Origin of the sequence: Candidatus Synchoanobacter obligatus, from assembly GCF_024259865.1 — a bacterium.
Lineage (GTDB): Bacteria > Pseudomonadota > Gammaproteobacteria > Comchoanobacterales > Comchoanobacteraceae > Synchoanobacter > Synchoanobacter obligatus.
In genome coordinates, this window is record NZ_JAKUDN010000001.1 from 127,314 (window position 1) to 143,214 (window position 15,901).

15 protein-coding genes and 1 tRNA gene are annotated in these 15,901 nt (G+C 41.0%); 10 read left to right on the forward strand and 6 right to left on the reverse strand.

Annotated features, from left to right (window positions below):
• Positions 1 to 40: 40 nt before the first annotated feature.
• Positions 41 to 2,362 (reverse strand): ABC transporter permease, encoded by a 2,322-nt coding sequence (locus tag MKS91_RS00620; RefSeq protein WP_258568913.1) that lies wholly within the window; start codon positions 2,360 to 2,362, stop codon positions 41 to 43.
• The gene (locus tag MKS91_RS00625; protein WP_258568914.1) at positions 2,359 to 3,009 is read right to left on the reverse strand and encodes an ABC transporter ATP-binding protein; all 651 of its coding nucleotides are present in this window, start codon (positions 3,007 to 3,009) and stop codon (positions 2,359 to 2,361) included. Before MKS91_RS00625 ends, MKS91_RS00620 begins: the two co-directional genes overlap by 4 nt.
• Between MKS91_RS00625 and MKS91_RS00630 the strand changes: the two genes are divergently transcribed.
• From MKS91_RS00630 to MKS91_RS00650, 5 genes are all read left to right on the forward strand, one after another.
• A complete protein-coding gene (locus tag MKS91_RS00630; protein WP_258568915.1) occupies positions 2,999 to 3,613 on the forward strand; it encodes a GDSL-type esterase/lipase family protein in 615 nt (204 codons plus the stop codon). The genes MKS91_RS00625 and MKS91_RS00630 overlap by 11 nt on opposite strands.
• Positions 3,614 to 3,623: 10 nt before the next feature.
• The gene (locus MKS91_RS00635) at positions 3,624 to 4,766 is read left to right on the forward strand and encodes a DNA recombination protein RmuC (protein ID WP_258568916.1); all 1,143 of its coding nucleotides are present in this window, start codon (positions 3,624 to 3,626) and stop codon (positions 4,764 to 4,766) included.
• A 49-nt stretch (positions 4,767 to 4,815) separates the two neighbouring features.
• A complete protein-coding gene (locus MKS91_RS00640) occupies positions 4,816 to 6,090 on the forward strand; it encodes a hypothetical protein (RefSeq protein ID WP_258568917.1) in 1,275 nt (424 codons plus the stop codon).
• 83 nt (positions 6,091 to 6,173) lie between these two features.
• The gene (locus MKS91_RS00645) at positions 6,174 to 7,145 is read left to right on the forward strand and encodes a hypothetical protein (RefSeq protein ID WP_258568918.1); all 972 of its coding nucleotides are present in this window, start codon (positions 6,174 to 6,176) and stop codon (positions 7,143 to 7,145) included.
• Positions 7,129 to 7,746, forward strand: coding sequence for a phosphoribosyltransferase (locus MKS91_RS00650; RefSeq protein WP_258568919.1), 618 nt, complete (start codon positions 7,129 to 7,131; stop codon positions 7,744 to 7,746). The genes MKS91_RS00645 and MKS91_RS00650 overlap by 17 nt, the downstream gene beginning before the upstream one ends.
• A 2-nt stretch (positions 7,747 to 7,748) precedes the next feature.
• On the opposite strand, the gene MKS91_RS00655 is transcribed toward MKS91_RS00650, so the two are convergent.
• The 3 genes from MKS91_RS00655 to MKS91_RS00665 all read right to left on the reverse strand — a co-directional run bounded on the left by MKS91_RS00655 (position 7,749) and on the right by MKS91_RS00665 (position 9,486).
• Positions 7,749 to 7,822, reverse strand: a tRNA-Arg gene (locus tag MKS91_RS00655).
• A 64-nt stretch (positions 7,823 to 7,886) separates the two neighbouring features.
• Positions 7,887 to 9,059, reverse strand: a complete 1,173-nt coding sequence (locus MKS91_RS00660; RefSeq protein WP_258568920.1) for a multidrug effflux MFS transporter — start codon at positions 9,057 to 9,059, stop codon at positions 7,887 to 7,889.
• A gap of 55 nt (positions 9,060 to 9,114) precedes the next feature.
• The gene (locus MKS91_RS00665; protein ID WP_258568921.1) at positions 9,115 to 9,486 is read right to left on the reverse strand and encodes a hypothetical protein; all 372 of its coding nucleotides are present in this window, start codon (positions 9,484 to 9,486) and stop codon (positions 9,115 to 9,117) included.
• A 131-nt stretch (positions 9,487 to 9,617) separates the two neighbouring features.
• Between MKS91_RS00665 and MKS91_RS00670 the strand changes: the two genes are divergently transcribed.
• The 5 genes from MKS91_RS00670 (at position 9,618) to hemW (ending at position 13,788) form a co-directional block, all read left to right on the forward strand.
• Complete coding sequence (locus MKS91_RS00670) at positions 9,618 to 10,235, forward strand: hypothetical protein (RefSeq protein ID WP_258568922.1); 618 nt, start codon at positions 9,618 to 9,620, stop codon at positions 10,233 to 10,235.
• 345 nt (positions 10,236 to 10,580) lie between these two features.
• Complete coding sequence (locus tag MKS91_RS00675; RefSeq protein ID WP_258568923.1) at positions 10,581 to 11,111, forward strand: glycerol-3-phosphate acyltransferase; 531 nt, start codon at positions 10,581 to 10,583, stop codon at positions 11,109 to 11,111.
• Entirely contained in the window at positions 11,092 to 12,087 is a 996-nt protein-coding gene (gene tsaD / locus MKS91_RS00680) for a tRNA (adenosine(37)-N6)-threonylcarbamoyltransferase complex transferase subunit TsaD (RefSeq protein ID WP_258568924.1), read from the forward strand. The genes MKS91_RS00675 and tsaD overlap by 20 nt, the downstream gene beginning before the upstream one ends.
• A gap of 49 nt (positions 12,088 to 12,136) precedes the next feature.
• Complete coding sequence (locus tag MKS91_RS00685; RefSeq protein WP_258568925.1) at positions 12,137 to 12,670, forward strand: GNAT family N-acetyltransferase; 534 nt, start codon at positions 12,137 to 12,139, stop codon at positions 12,668 to 12,670.
• A complete protein-coding gene (gene hemW / locus MKS91_RS00690; protein WP_258568926.1) occupies positions 12,667 to 13,788 on the forward strand; it encodes a radical SAM family heme chaperone HemW in 1,122 nt (373 codons plus the stop codon). Before MKS91_RS00685 ends, hemW begins: the two co-directional genes overlap by 4 nt.
• A 73-nt stretch (positions 13,789 to 13,861) precedes the next feature.
• Here hemW and MKS91_RS00695 read toward each other — a convergent pair whose 3' ends face one another.
• The gene (locus MKS91_RS00695; protein ID WP_258568927.1) at positions 13,862 to 15,859 is read right to left on the reverse strand and encodes a hypothetical protein; all 1,998 of its coding nucleotides are present in this window, start codon (positions 15,857 to 15,859) and stop codon (positions 13,862 to 13,864) included.
• Positions 15,860 to 15,901 lie beyond the last annotated feature (42 nt).

Below are 15,901 nucleotides of genomic sequence, written 5' to 3' on the forward strand. Positions count from 1 at the left end.
AACATTTGTTCAGCCAGGAGAACAATCCACCACCCTCAATTTATTTCAATTGCCGTGCCCTTAAAGCATCGATACTCAATGCCGTAACCAACATTAATAGCATAACAAAAATACTGTTCACGTCAAAATACCATGATACAGTTAATAATCCATTCATCATATAGATAATCAATACGCTCAGTAATATTGACAGCATGGCTGCTAAAACTGTCAAAAACCGTCTTTCATCTTGCACAACGGGATATTGACGTAAATCCAGCCCTAACTTCTTCATGGCTTTCATTTGACGCTTCTTTTGTTGATGCTGACGCTGAAAGATCATCATAAATGCCAATAAGCCAAAGATGGAAACAATGCCAATCATCCCCGTCATTGATGCTGCAATATAATCCACAAATTGGCGTGCTTCTTCTATGAATAGTGCGACGTCAAGATACGTAACACCAGGATATATTTGCTGCATTAAAGCCAAATCATCTCGATGCTCAGGCGGAAGATAGGCACTGGCCATATAACTGGCAGGATACTGCTCTAGCGCAGATACCGGAAAGATAAAGTAAAAATTCGCCCGCATGGATCGCCAGTCAACCTGACGAACACTGGTAATCGGCAGGCTGACTTCTTCACCATAAAGCAGGAAAGTTAACCTATCGCCCAACTTCAAACCCAACCGGTTCATAATACCTGAGTCAGCTGACAGGCCTTCCGAAGGCCAGGTCCCTTCAATAATCTCATTATTAGGAGGTAAGTACGACAACATGGTTAAATTCAATTGACGATTTAATGCCTCATGGTCTTTCAAGCGTCCCTGCTCATAGCTATTTGCGTCCTGATCGTTAATGTCTATCAGCCTACCCTTAATAATAGGATAAAAATCTGCTTCATTTAACCAAGAAAATTGCGCCTTTAATCCACTAACTTCACGTTCTTGCACCCCAATCAAAAAGCCATTTGAGGCATTGTCTGGAAACGTTGCCTGCCACGAGCTAATGAGCTGCGTTTGCGCATGCCAAACAAAGACACCCAATGTCAATATGACACTGAGAAACATCACCACAAAGGTGTACTCATATCCATACAACCGCAAACCATTTAATAACATATACGCCCTGGTGCCACCTAGCTTTAGCCCATAACGGCAAAGATAGATCAAACCATAGATTAGCATATAAACAAACAGACAAATCACAGCAAGCGACAGTATCTGAATGGAGACCCCCGTGATATCCCACGATACAACCTGTGTGTAAATTGCAATGCCACTACAAACCAAAAACATCAATAAATAATTAATACTCCTAGGATGCTGCCGCATTAAGTTGATCACAGGCGTATTAAGAACACTATTACAATGGAGAAAAACAAGTGCCGAAGCCATTAGAACATAAGTCACCAAGGTTCTGATAACCAGAGGCATCATTTCTAGCGTCAATGTCATGGGGAGCAATGCCAATGCCTGATTTAACCCATAAATGGACACTATAGACAATACAACACCTAGCGTTACCACCAATAAGTTGACTTGTAACAGGGGTTGGGTGATATAGCGAAGGCGTTTTGCTTTCCTGACCCCTAAAGCCATTAAAGTTCCTACGTCTTGAGCCAAATAATGAAAATACCCCTCAAGAGCCAGATGAAACAAAAAACCTGCCATCAAATAACCGACCAATCTCACCGCCCATAGTAAGTCAACAACTTGAGAGATAATGCGCTCAATACGGCCTAGAGACTCCTGAGGCTTAATGATTCTTGCATCTTTCGACAACGTTGCCTCTAATTTAGCAGAAAGCGCCATAACCTCTGGCCCGGCAATATAGGTATAAATACTTAATCTGGATGTGGGTGTGATAAGACCCGTTAATTCTTGATCATCATAACGCATAAAAACACTCGGACTAAATGCTTCAAAATCGAAGATTTGCTCATCTTGTTTTGTCACGAAACCTGCCACAGACCACTCTTGATCACCAATGGCAACTTGGTCTCCTTCCCTCAATCCAATTTGCTGTGCAAAACGTTCTGACACCCAAACACCTCCCTGTGGGATGGGCACATCACTACTAGATTTTAACTGTCCATATAAAGGGTAATTGTCTTCAATAAATTGTAGATGCACCAAGTGTGCAGTATCATCTGCCAACATCATGCTACTCATTTTGATACTTTTTGAAACCTGATATTGGCTCATTAGATCTAAATCAAGGTGTCTTGGGGACTTGACCACCAAATCTCCCCCCGCCCATGTTGATGCATAACGAGACTTCATCTCAACCAATTGTGAAGGTACCGCATCTAAGGCCAACAACAGCATAAAACTCAATAAAAAAGCCCAAAATAATCGAGATGCATTCTGCTTAATCATGAAGACAATGACTCCATGCTGACCATTCTATCACAGCGCTCAGCCACCCTGATATCATGGGTAATCATCACCATCGTCATGGCCTGAGTTTGTCTTAAGTGAAACAGCAAATCCATTACAGATTGTGCCGTTTTGGTATCCAGTTGAGCGGTTGGCTCATCTGCCAATAAGATCTTTGGCTTCTTAACCATCGCTCGGGCAATACCAACCCGCTGTTTTTCTCCACCAGATAAATGCCTGACCTCAACATCATAGCGCTGGGACATGCCCACTGCATCTAACATCTTATAGCACTCATCCAAAGTGCTATGATCCGGCTTAAATAACGCCACATTTTCAAGTGCGGTTAATCCAGAAAACAAACAAAAATCCTGAAAAATAAGCCCAACATATTGATCTCTAAACGCAACCCTCTGCTCTTCAGTTAACTGGGAGATATTTTGTCCTAAAACTGTCACATGACCATGGGTTGGCACATCAATTCCACTGATCATATTCAGCAAAGTTGTTTTACCAGAACCTGAAGGACCAGTAATCGCAAGATGTTCATGCTCTGCAACTTGCAACGCCTGGCAATTCATGATATCAATAGCTGAGTCTCCTGAATGGACGGATTTTGATAACTGGTGTACTGTGATGACTGACATGCCGCTTCCAAAACTAATAACGTTTTACATCTTACTACTTTTCGCAACAGCCTGCCAAGCAAAAGAATATGACTTGGCCATCCTTGGTGATAGTATTAGCTCTGGCTATGGTGTCCCTGCAGATGATAATTGGGTATCACTGATCAAGCCAAAATTGAACTGCAGCTCAAAAATTCAAAACCTGAGTATTCAAGGCGCTACCTCTTCAGATGGCATCACACAGCTAGAGAACTTCTACAAAAAACACAGAAGCCGCTATTTGCTTGTTGAGCTGGGTGGTAATGATGCACTTAGAGGGCAATCTTTAACCCAACTTTACCGCAACCTCAATGAAATCATTACAATGGCGCAAGAACACGACAGTAGAGTGCTGCTGATTGGTATTGACCTTCCTCCCAACTATGGTGGTTTCTTCCGGCAGCGCTTACAAACAACATATGCGCATGTTGCGCAAATCCATAATATTGAAATGGTGCAACTCGATTTTCCAAACAATCCTGATCTGATGCAGGATGATGCGTTACACCCAAACCCACTAGGACACCAAAATATTGCTCAAGCTGTCCTCCCCATGATCAATACAGCCATGTGCTCAGCAGAATAAGGACCCATAAATGGACATCACAACAATTATTGTATTACTCATCCTCCAATCAGGTTTTGGCTATGCTCTCTACCATGCTTTAAAGAACAAGGCCTTGGATGAAAGGGCATTACAAGAGTCGATCACTGCTGCTATTAGTAAGCAACAAGAACACTTTTTTGAGCAGGGATTAAAACAACAAACACAAACAAAAGCTGATATCTTAGACACGTTACTCCAAACACTCAAACACCAGCATGATCAGAATAGTACGCATCAGAAACACTTAACTGAAGCGGTTCATTCAAAATTACATAACATTTCACAAGAGGTTAATAAAACCCTTAATCAAAGTTTTGAAAAAAACTCAGAAGTCTTTCACAATGTTATCAAAAGACTGTCTCTTATCGACAAAGCCCAAGAAAAAATTACATCTTTATCTGAAAATGTCGTCGCACTTCAAGACATCCTAACCGATAAATCCTCTCGTGGTGCTTTTGGTGAAGTGCAATTAGAACAACTCATTGCCAATGTCATCCCTCAACAGCACTATCAACTTCAAGCACAATTACCGAATGGTCGCAGAGCTGATTGTTTACTCCTCATGCCAAAAGACTCTGGACATATTGTCATTGATGCCAAATTTCCATTAGAAAACTACCAAAAGCAACAAAGTAACGATCCCCTTGTTCAAAAGTCTGCGTTTAGCCAATTCAAGCAAGATGTTAAAAAGCACATTGATGATATTCATGAAAAGTATATCGTGCCATCCTTTACTGCCCAGGGCGCCATGATGTTCATTCCTGCGGAAGCAGTTTTTGCACACATACATGCCCATCATCCAGATATTACAGCTTATGCACACAAGAAGAAAGTATGGCTGACATCACCAACCACACTGGTTGCCGTTTTAAACACAGCATTAAGTGTCATCAAAGACTACTCTACCCGTGAGCAAGTAGATATCATCAAGCAACACCTTGCTTTTTTAGCAAAAGATTTTGAACGATTTGAAAAAAGAATGGATCAATTGGCCCGGCATATTGGCCAAGCTCACAAAGACGTTGATTTGATTCAGCAGTCTTCTACCAAGATTACCAAACGGTTTTTTAAAATTGAAAATTGTGAAATATCCCCTCCTAGCAAGCAACCTGAGGCACTGGAAATTGATTGACCAAACCTTTAAAACACTGTATAATAATTAAAAAAAAGTGAATACACCTATGCAAAACTATATTATGACAATATTTGGCTTTATTTGGAAGATTGCCAGTTTTCCAGGAAAGATCATCACCAATATATTGTATTATCCTCTACACACGCTGTACCTTATCCTTAAGGTGATGCTCCACAATATTTACTTTGCCTCACCAGCTTACCCCATCTTAATCTTTGAATTGGTATTCGCCATTGCCGCATTTGGCGCAATGTATTACTTTGCAAATCGAGACCCGGGAAATCCCAATAAAAGTGTGCTTTTTTACATAGCAATATTCATTGGTTTGACACTTGGGATAATCAATACACTCAGTATGTTCTCACCAGATGGTATACCATCTTGGTCTGCTATTATCGGATTTTTTTCTATTGCTGCCCCAACTCTCATTTTCATGGCAGCAACATACTTATGCTATGAATACAAACTGGCCAGTTATATATTATGTGTACCCGCATTGCTTTACCTACCTTTTGTCTCCATATCAGCCTATAGTCTTATGTTTTATGCTTTTGCGACGTTCTCATGCATTACAACCCTCTTGCATTCTCGTGCATATATTAGCAGACAGCTTACTCGCTGGGGCTTGAGTGTTAGTCAGAAAGACTTAGAGCAATCCATTCCGCTTCTCCTGTTCTTACCACCAATCATTGCGTTCTTTTACTTGGGAGCCGCATGGCCACTGCTTTCATTGCTAGATTATGTCGCCACATCCATTAATACGACCACTGCAACAATCATCGCAGCCATTGTCTTAGGATTTGGCTTTGAATCAGCACATTACTTCCTAACAGCATTATGCCTCATTGCCATTCCATTTATGGCATCGGCATTCTCGCCTATGGCCATTCATGCCATCCTGATTGCAAATGCATTCTTTTCCTTAAAACATGACCCTCAATACAATGCGCATCATGAAGACAGCCAAGCACAAAATATGTTCGCACTGATATGCCTGTTGGCAGGAACAACTTTTCCTAGCATTTATCCTTCAGCGCTCATCCAGTATATCGCCTCAGCAGTGTTACATACTCTCTCGGCAGCACTGTTCTCCAGCAACACTGTATCCACAGATACCCAACCTTACCTACAAAAAGGATTTGCTGCCAGTTCTGTGCTGATTGCGCTAAAAAGCCTCATGATGGTGTACTCTCCAATAAGGTTTCTTACTGCCAGCCAAAGAGTTCATAGTGCCGCTATTGCCATAAGCTTTGCCAGTGTGGCATATACAAACGCCTGTTCATTGTATGAAAAATACCAAGCGCCCCGAGCGACGCCATAATATAATTAATGAAACAATGTCTTAACATGTATTGTTAATTGAGGAAAAATTCCCTATCATATATGGGGATATAGGAATCATGCATGACGCTACCAGCAAACATCATTCACTACGCTGACAAATGTGTTTCTCAACTGATATATGGTATTATTTTTCAGCTAGCAACCTTATCTATTTGTCGAATCTGGTTGGTCTATTTTCCCTTTCAAGTATTGTTTTCTTTACTGCATACTCAGCTCTTTAGTCTGTATGTTGCCATCACCCTTGCTACCCTAAAAAAAGAAGAGCACAATGGGGGTATTTTAAATATTATTCAAAACATTCCTACTTTACTCTTGCAATCAACCCTTCTAAAGTATCTTCGTTTTGCACCAAGTACTTCGGACCCAAAGGACCAACCTTTATTTAGTTTACAAGCATTAACCTACTTGGTTTGCTTAATCTGTATTTATAATATTCCCGCTTTAATTAATCTATTATTGGTCTATGTGATCCTTTGTTTAGATATTGGCCAAACCAATACCCTTCGAATTCTCCACTTGCCTGCACTTCTTGCAAGTAGCTGCTATGGAATCCTTTGTGGCTACTTTTCTAGTAAAACTGCGGTCTTCTTATCATCCCTCGCTCTATATATCGTTGCTATCGCTTTTCCCAGTGATGCTGAGAAAGGTGATGATCTCCTTCAAACCATAAGCAACCACCTCAATCACAGTCTGCAACTATATTCTGATCAATTCTATGCGGCCGATAACCCTGCTGATATCATTTTATATAGTTTGGTTCTTATTGCCATGGTTAGCCCACTAACCAATCTATTACCACTACTATACCCCATCGCACAAATATTGTACTCATTACCTGCACTATGCATTCAATCATTACTGACCACCTATGTTCTAGGCGCTAAAATTGAACAGTTATTTTTCAAAATTCCCGTACATTTAGATACAGCATCATGCGCTGTGAGTCCTTACCTTCAAGTAGCACAAGCTTTTATACACCCTTCTGGAACACCAACATCCCCTTCAGATTCAGAACATGGCCAAAGCCTTTAAAAACAGGCTCCATGCGGGCCAAGAACTTGCTGAAGCCATCACAGATTGTGATCTTGTTATTGCCATCCCAAGAGGCGGCATTCCCATTGCGCAACCCATCTGTGAGAAGTTCCAATGCCCTTTAAATTTGGTTTTCCCTAGAAAACTCCGCGCACCTAACAACCCAGAGTTTGCAATAGGCGCCATTAATAGCCTTGGTGAGTCAATTCTTAATGAGGCCCTGTGCCAACAACTCCATGTTACAGAAAGTTATCTTGATCAAGAAATCATACAACAGCTGGCAGATATTCGCAGTCGGCAAAAAACTTACCCCTCAGCTAAGACTCCAATAACAAACAAACACATTGTTATTGTAGATGATGGAATCGCAACGGGCATGACCATGGTTGCTGCTGTTTCTGAGATCCGAAGCCATAAGCCCAAGCAGATTACAGTTGCAGTGCCTGTTAGCCCACCAGACGTGCTGGGCTCACTACAAAACATCAACTTTATCTGCTTACACCAACCCAAACATTTTGGTTCAGTCAGTCATTTTTACGATACGTTTCCACAAGTTGAAACAAAAGAAGCTATCGAGATATTAAGAAAGATAAATCATTAAAACGCGCCCGGGAGGATTCGAACCTCCAACCGCCTGGTTCGTAGCCAGGTACTCTATCCAGTTGAGCTACGGGCGCAATGACCCAATATTACTACAAAGATTTTGTAAAAACAAGCTTATTTCATCAACAACATTGTCACTTAAGAAACAAGAGCCTGGTTCACACTCCGGTCTAGAGTAACTTTGTAAACAATCAAACCGCATACGGTTAACACATATAACCAATAAAAGGGCATCACATACAAACTACCATCATGTAGCTCTGCCATTCCTGCAGCCACCAATGCAATCACGCCATAATATAAAAAACCCAGTACGGATGCAGCAACACCAGAATGCTCACTAAAAGGCTCCAATGCCAATGTAATGGCATTACCAATCACCAGTCCAAGTCCCAGCATAATACTAAATATGCATAGCAAACTACCCATAATTAGAACCCATTGGGACTGAAATACTGCAACCAAACAGCAAAATAAGACCGCTGCAGAAAAGGCAAAACGAACCCCCACCCACATGACCTGATCAATTGAATGCTTTGCCAACATATTTTCTGATAGCTTGCCGCCGAAATACCATGCCCAACTCACTATAATAAAACATAAGAAAAAATATTGTTTCGGGAAACCTAAAGATAGCATGAAAAATGATGGCGCCTCAGAGAAAAAGGAAAAACCAATACCACATGAGTGACCGATTAAAAATGCATACAACCATAAATGCTTATTCTGCAGTATCTCAATATAATGCCGCATATTAGGAACACGATCCGGTTTACTTTGACCCGGCAAATAACCTGTAGAAAAGAACAACCAAACTGCGTAAACAATCAATGGAATGTAAACGTGATACCATGAGAAATACGTCAGAATAGATGAGCCCATCACAGGCCCTAGCATTGGCCCAATAGACAGTGCCATCCCTAATTTAGCCATCATTTTTGCCCTTTTGCCTTCTTCAAAGTAATCTCGGCACAACGCAATCACTATAACGGCACAGGCACTACCACCCAACCCTTGAATAAAACGTGCAAATAATAATATATTTAAGGAGGCTGCTTGATAACACATAATGGCACCAAGCAAATAGATCCCTAATCCAAATTTTAATGCTTTAATTCGACCGACATAGTCTGACAAGGACCCCCAAAGCAACATGCCCAGAGCATAACCCACCAGATACGTTGTAAATACATGCTCAACACTTGACATATTTTCAGCATATGCTGCTGCAATATCCGGCAAGCATGGCGAAAAAATACTCTCTGAAATTTGTGGCAAAACAGCTGCACAAAGCAAAAACATAACCAACATTTTTTAATCCATATTATTCAGTATATTACAAAGATAACATATAATTGCCTAAAGGTCAAAAATTGTGTAGCATTGGGTGCTTTTCTTGACATGCTGCAAGCAAAGAGCCCCTGGTGTTTGCTAATCTCCTTGAGCCAGATTTTGGACGACTACGTAACAGCATAACCTCTGCTTCAAGTGGCAAGATAGCCCTCCCTATCCTTTCTTGGCTCAACCAGCTGTTTATATAGACAATATCTCCGATTATAGCTGGAACATTTAAGCTCAGCTCTGCACATATGTCTGTCATGGACTCATGATCAACAAATTTTTTCAATGGTCGAAAGTAACCTTGCAACCACCGCAGTTGGGCCTTTGGTACTGGCTTATGAGCCAAAACTGTGTGTAACGCAGCGTTACACATGGCAAACCGTCTTAGTTGACACATACACTTAAAATCCAAATTAGCCAATCCTAGCATAGCACAGATACCATAAACCATAAAACAAAGATCTCTGTTCTGCTACACACTACATATAAGTTATGTTATCATGACCAAGTTAATACTAGGTTTTAGAGATGCGGAAAATTATTTTATCATTGATGCTCATCACACTGCTAGCGGGATGTGGCCAGCAATACCAATCTGCTCGATTTGAATACACCAGCTTCACGCAACAAACCTCTGTCGTCCTCATCAATCTCAGACCATCGATTACGGAACTTGAAATTGTCAAATTTGCCAACGAAGACGGTAGCTTAATCAATACCGTAACCCAAGATGGGTTTTACACATTCGCATACAACATCAATCGCTTTCAACAGCGATATTTTGAAGAAGAAGGCAACTATGTGCTCTTACTCAATCCTGGCTACTATGCCATTAAACGGATATCAGTCTCAAATGGCCCTCTGCACTTGTCATCACCTATTTTTAATGATGCCGTTAGAATTGACCCCTTAGGATTTAATCCATACTTGGGCGCTTTCTATGCACCTGCTGGTAAAGTGGTCTACGTCGGAGACCTTCATATGAAATACCATCCCATCACAAAGTTATTTCGCATCAAACATGTCTATCATGATCGGGCAGCACAGCGCTATCTACAAGCCACTTACCCCGCGCTATCGCGGCAATTAACCCGAGGTCCTTACTACGAGGGGAATTACCGTTACCAATATGAGTATCGCTACTAAGCTCTAGTCTTGAGCCCTTATCATCGTGAAACCAGCCATCTCCGCCGTCGACCGGAGGTATTATCACACAAGATTCGCGAAACATACTATCTCCTTCTCTGTTGCTTAGAACGCTTTAATCTCACGCACCAATTTAACGCTGATTGTTTTCTACCCTATTGGGCACAAATGATTTTACCTATTCAAGCTGTAGCGTATCAATATATTTAAACCCTTGGCGCAGAATGCCAAAGACCTGTTGATCAATTTGACACCCCTAAAATGCTAGGATGATTTTGAAATATATTACTCTGTAATTACAGTAAAAAAGATGATAATATAGATGACATTAACTTAGGCTATATAATGATTCTTCATACAATCCTACAATTTGTTTTGGCATTTTTTATAGGCAGTATCCCCTTTGGCATTATTGTTTGTGAATTCCTAAAGCTTAAGACCCCAACATCGTACGGTTCAGGAAATATAGGCGCCAGTAACGTAGCAAGACAAAACTTAGCGGCAGGGGCTCTCACACTCTTATTAGATGCCAGTAAAGGTGGGTTGGCTCTATTGCTACTAGCGCCAACTGATGCTGTTTTATTATCTGTTATCCTAGGACACTGCTACAGCCCTGTACTAAACTTCAATGGCGGCAAGGGTGTTGCTACGGCTGTTGGAGCACTACTGGTATCACATACGTCCCCTGCCATCATCCTGATGACACTTTGGGGGATTACGTTCATGCATAAAAGAACGCCTGCCCTTTCAAGCATTATCTGTTCTCTCATGATGCTTGTATATGCTCTATTAATTCCAAGCTATTGTTTAGCTGCCGCAAGCGCTCTCATTATCATAAGACATAAGTCCAATATCTATGCGTACCAACAATCATAACATTATTCTAGGCATTGAAACATCATGCGATGAAACAGCACTTGCACTCTATGGTCAAGATGGCCTGATTGCTGATGTACTCTATTCTCAAATTGATTCTCATCAAGTATACGGCGGCGTGGTTCCTGAATTGGCTGCCCGGGAACATCTGAGTAAAATCAACCCTCTTTTGGATACACTATTGGCACAAGCAGGGATTAGTATTCATGATATCACGCATATTGCCTATACTCGTGGACCTGGCTTAATTGGGGCCCTACTCGTTGGCGCCAACTATGCATCTGCACTTGCCCTAGGGCTTGGGCGTCCACTGATTGGGGTTAACCACTTAGAGGCTCATATTGTCTCTCCTTTTATTAATAAACAACTACCTGAACAGCCTTTTCTTACCTTACTGGTATCGGGAGGGCATACCCAAATTATCCTAACACATGGACTTGGTCGGCATGAAATCATTGGTGAAAGCTTGGATGATGCGGTGGGTGAAGCTTTTGACAAAACTGCAAAGATTATGGGACTTGGCTATCCCGGAGGCCCCATTATTGAACAGACCGCCAAGCACGCGACAAAAACCATTGATCTACCAAGACCCATGACCCGGAAAGCCGATGCAATGATGAGCTTTAGTGGCTTAAAAACAGCAACCCGGCTGGCTTATCAAAAAAATAAGGATGAAGACAATATAAGAGCCAATATTGCCCATAGCTTACAAGAAGCTATTTGTGATACCGTCATACAAAAAGTCAAATATGCCATTAAAAAAACCCAGGTTGAACATTTGGTGGTTTCAGGTGGTGTCAGCGCAAACCAGTATCTCAGACAGGCACTCAAACAACTCCCCCTCCAGGTTGACTTCCCTCCATTAGAGTATTGCACAGACAATGCAGCGATGGTTGCATTTCTCGGTTATTTAAGGTCTGGTGATCCCGCACCAAAGACCCTTGCACAAGCAAGATGGAGAGTTGATGATATTTAATCTGATAAATAACATTTTTGAACTATAATAGCAACAAATCGAGATCCTTATGAACTTAATTGAAACTGAAATAAATGACCGCGGGTACACCATTCGAGAGATTAAATTAGCAGATGCTGAGCGCTATCAGTCGCTTTTACTCCATAAAGACGTCAAACCGTTCATACCTGAGCAACTCCTCCCTAATACCATTTTTGATGCTATTCGGATTGTCACATCACTCAAAGCATTATCTGCCACAAACACAGGTGCATACTGGGCAATATGCAATGAAGACAACAAACTGATTGGCTCAGCTGGCTTTGAATCCTGGAGCCAATTCCATAAGCGTCTGGAAATTGCTTTTGAGTTGCATCCCGACTATCAAGGACAAGGTATTATGACACAAGCATTGACCAAAATCATTGCCTTTGGCTTTGAAAACATGCAAGCCGAACGAATTGAAGCATTCACCTTAACCCATAATAAACCGTCAATGCACCTTCTAAAACGTATGGGATTTGAGCATGAAGCAACACTCAAGAAATACCGAATGTTTAACAAAAAAATTTCTGACATCCACTTATTTGCGTTAACCAAATGATCCCATTAAGCCTCTACATACACTTACCTTGGTGCGTCAAAAAATGTCCTTACTGTGACTTTAACGCCCATCCACTAAAAGATAATACAGATCTTGAAGGCTATATTAAACGTTTGGTTGAGGACTTACACAGTCATCAATCCATACTAGAAAGCCGACCTATTCGAAGCATATTTATTGGTGGGGGAACCCCTAGCTTATTCAGTGCCCAACAGCTGGCACCTTTGTTTCAGGCAATCCAACAATATCAAGATATTTCAAAGATTGAAATCACCATTGAGGCCAACCCTGGAACCCAGGATTGTGCATCATATTCTGGTTATGTGGATTTAGGCATCAACCGCATCTCAATCGGCGGACAAAGTTTCAATCCTGCTATGTTAACAAACCTTGGTAGAATTCATAATGGTGATCTGACTCACCAAGCCATTATTCAAGCCCAAAATGCAGGTTTTAAACGGATTAATTTAGATATTATGTACGGACTTCCCCATCAAACCCTACAAGAAGCTCTTGATGACTTACAGCAGTTTATCGACTACAAACTAGAACATTTGTCATGGTATCAACTCAATATTGAAGCCAATACGCTATTTGCCGTTAAAAAGCCTGAGCTACCCTCCGATGACATGATCAATGACATGGACTTAGCAGGCAGTCACTTACTGATTAAAAATGGTTACCGACAATATGAAATCTCTGCCTGGACGCGTAACCAGCCATCATTTCATAACCTCAACTATTGGCATTTTGGAGATTACCTTGGTATTGGCTGTGGTGCCCACAGCAAAATCACCCAGACAAACCCTTTTAAGATAGAAAGAGTCATTAAACACAAACATCCAAAAGCTTATATGAATCATCTTATCCAAGAGCTTAAAGAAGTCCCTAAAAGTGATGTCATCTTAGAATATTGCATTGGACAGTTTCGAACCCTTGATCCTCTTGACCTGGATACTTTTGAAAAAAGAACGCAGCTACACCGAGACCATCTTATCCAAGCATTAAAATCTGCCTCTGAAGCTGGCTTACTCACCATTACCCCATCAACCATTTCACTCACTGATAAAGGCTTCAGACATCACAATGAACTCTGCTTAAGCTTGGTTAAACAATAATTAAATACGCTTCGTCTATACATATTTAAATATTAAACACCGTGCAACAAAAGCCATTAGCTGATCTTATTTATTATTTCTTCATGCCTCTGACTTTTTCATCACCACTACCTTCTTTTTCAGGTGAAATTTTACGTTCTGGGAAGTCTCCTGCTGTAGGTTCCTCTGCTTTCTTCATCCTTTGACCAGCTGTAAGCTCATCACTACTCACAGGAGGAGCGGCTGCTGTATCCGTGAATCCTTGGGCTAGATCAATCCCCAATGCTTTTAGCCTTGCAAGCAGGCTAGCATCAGATATATCTTCTTCCGGCGCTGCCAGGGGGGGATCACCACCCAGCGTACCCGTAGGAACTGAAGGAAATATCATACCAACAGCATCATCTGCTGCCTCAGGTGCTTCACTACCTATTGATGAAGAAGATAATGATCCCTTAAGACTTTCTAGTGCCAATTTCCCTTCAGATGATAATGATCCTGATGACGAAGCTTCATTAAGAAGTTCTAAAGATAACATATCATTTTCCTGGAAATCTTCCAAAGAAATGGAATTTTGCAACAACCCTTTGTTTGCCAAAAAACCGAGTACAGTAGCATAATTATCAGGTCCATAATGTCCTGAAAAACCTGACAGTCCTTCAATAACCCCATCTTCAATATGAATGGCTCCAGCAAATAATACCGGCCTTCCTCCTGTGATCATAGAATGAAAAGCAAGCGGACCCGATGAAGAATCTCCTTGATGTTTAAATGTATAGATATCACCATCTGTTGTTACTACAACCCCCTTATAATTTTTATATTTAATAACACTACCTTTAAACGCTCCCCCCTCAGTACTGGCTTGTTGAAAATCATTTTTGCTACTGTCCCAAGAATGTAACATTCCAGATCTAGCATAAAGCTTGCCACTTTTTATGATGTCATGCCTTACTTCTAAGTCGTTGACAAGTCCTAGATCCTTATAAGTGCCATTTTTAAACATAGTCACTACGTCCGTATTTTCCTTAACTTTTCTAAAACCATAAATTTCTAAAATACGTTTTAGGTCAGCATGCTTTTTCTTTGTCATAAAGAGAGTGTATATAGGTTGTCGCAATTGCCTTTGAGCCTCTTCTTTGTCAATATTAAGTTTATTTTCCAAATATACTGCCAATTCGGCAACCTTCCCCTCACCTTTTTTTCTCAGCTCCTCTACGTTTAACTCTAGCTTGACAGCACTTCCTACGGCATGCTTTACTGCTTCTTTAAACCGACTGGTGACTGGAAACAATACATCATCTAATGACTTACGGTTTGCTGCGCTATCAATACTTGATTGATATAAGTGTCTATTGGTACAAAACGGTAAATCCTCACTATAGGGATAACCCAATTCACGCTTTCTAAAAGCAGTTGCCTCTATGCGACGAAGAACATAGTCCTGGCTCGTCCATTTTTCAATTAGGTTTAGCTGAGGGCGGCTACAGGCTTCTAATAGATACTTCGGCATTTTCATTAGATTCTGAATGCCTATGATTCCCACGATCATTCTTTGTAGCTCTCCGTACACTGACGGTCCTCTTTTAAATATATCAGATATCTCATGATGCTTTTCATGAAGTTTTAAATCTAACCATCTATTGCATAAAATATGATCAATATCATTTCTAGTTTTTTCTTCTAAACTTTCAGGATTTTCTAAGTTTCGTTTGCCTCCTAAGACAAACTGAACCTTTGGTGATTTGGATAATGTAACAACCTTTGCTTCTACCGCCTCAACAGACAGGCCCTGAATCTCACCATACAAATCATCTAATTGTTGAATAACATCGACTTGCATCTGGTGCTTAACAGACTGTACAACGTCTAATGCCAGCACAGGCCTAATATCTTCTGCATCACCAAGCTCATATGCCATTCTAAGTTTATCTACATCGATACCATCAGGCAGAGCACTGCCTCTGATCTTTTCATGCAGTTGCCTCAAGCTCTCGTAACAATCAGAAAAAGAGTCATTCTCTCTACTCTCAAAGAACTCAACTCCAGAACATTTCTGAATCTGGTCACGAAGGTATTCATCTATTATTGCCATCACAACACCTATTTGTTTTTATTTATAGTTCTTATAGCACCG

Bases quoted from the DNA above. Each gene is read 5' to 3' on its own strand.
- MKS91_RS00660 (WP_258568920.1), bottom strand. From the start codon at position 9,059: ATGTTGGTTATGTTTTTGCTTTGTGCAGCTGTTTTGCCACAAATTTCA.
- MKS91_RS00685 (WP_258568925.1), top strand. From the start codon at position 12,137: ATGAACTTAATTGAAACTGAAATAAATGACCGCGGGTACACCATTCGA.
- MKS91_RS00665 (WP_258568921.1), bottom strand. From the start codon at position 9,486: ATGTGTCAACTAAGACGGTTTGCCATGTGTAACGCTGCGTTACACACA.
- tsaD (WP_258568924.1), top strand. From the start codon at position 11,092: ATGCGTACCAACAATCATAACATTATTCTAGGCATTGAAACATCATGC.
- MKS91_RS00630 (WP_258568915.1), top strand. From the start codon at position 2,999: ATGACTGACATGCCGCTTCCAAAACTAATAACGTTTTACATCTTACTA.
- hemW (WP_258568926.1), top strand. From the start codon at position 12,667: ATGATCCCATTAAGCCTCTACATACACTTACCTTGGTGCGTCAAAAAA.
- MKS91_RS00670 (WP_258568922.1), top strand. From the start codon at position 9,618: ATGCGGAAAATTATTTTATCATTGATGCTCATCACACTGCTAGCGGGA.
- MKS91_RS00675 (WP_258568923.1), top strand. From the start codon at position 10,581: ATGATTCTTCATACAATCCTACAATTTGTTTTGGCATTTTTTATAGGC.
- MKS91_RS00650 (WP_258568919.1), top strand. From the start codon at position 7,129: ATGGCCAAAGCCTTTAAAAACAGGCTCCATGCGGGCCAAGAACTTGCT.
- MKS91_RS00640 (WP_258568917.1), top strand. From the start codon at position 4,816: ATGCAAAACTATATTATGACAATATTTGGCTTTATTTGGAAGATTGCC.
- MKS91_RS00695 (WP_258568927.1), bottom strand. From the start codon at position 15,859: ATGGCAATAATAGATGAATACCTTCGTGACCAGATTCAGAAATGTTCT.
- MKS91_RS00620 (WP_258568913.1), bottom strand. From the start codon at position 2,362: ATGATTAAGCAGAATGCATCTCGATTATTTTGGGCTTTTTTATTGAGT.
- MKS91_RS00645 (WP_258568918.1), top strand. From the start codon at position 6,174: ATGACGCTACCAGCAAACATCATTCACTACGCTGACAAATGTGTTTCT.
- MKS91_RS00625 (WP_258568914.1), bottom strand. From the start codon at position 3,009: ATGTCAGTCATCACAGTACACCAGTTATCAAAATCCGTCCATTCAGGA.
- MKS91_RS00635 (WP_258568916.1), top strand. From the start codon at position 3,624: ATGGACATCACAACAATTATTGTATTACTCATCCTCCAATCAGGTTTT.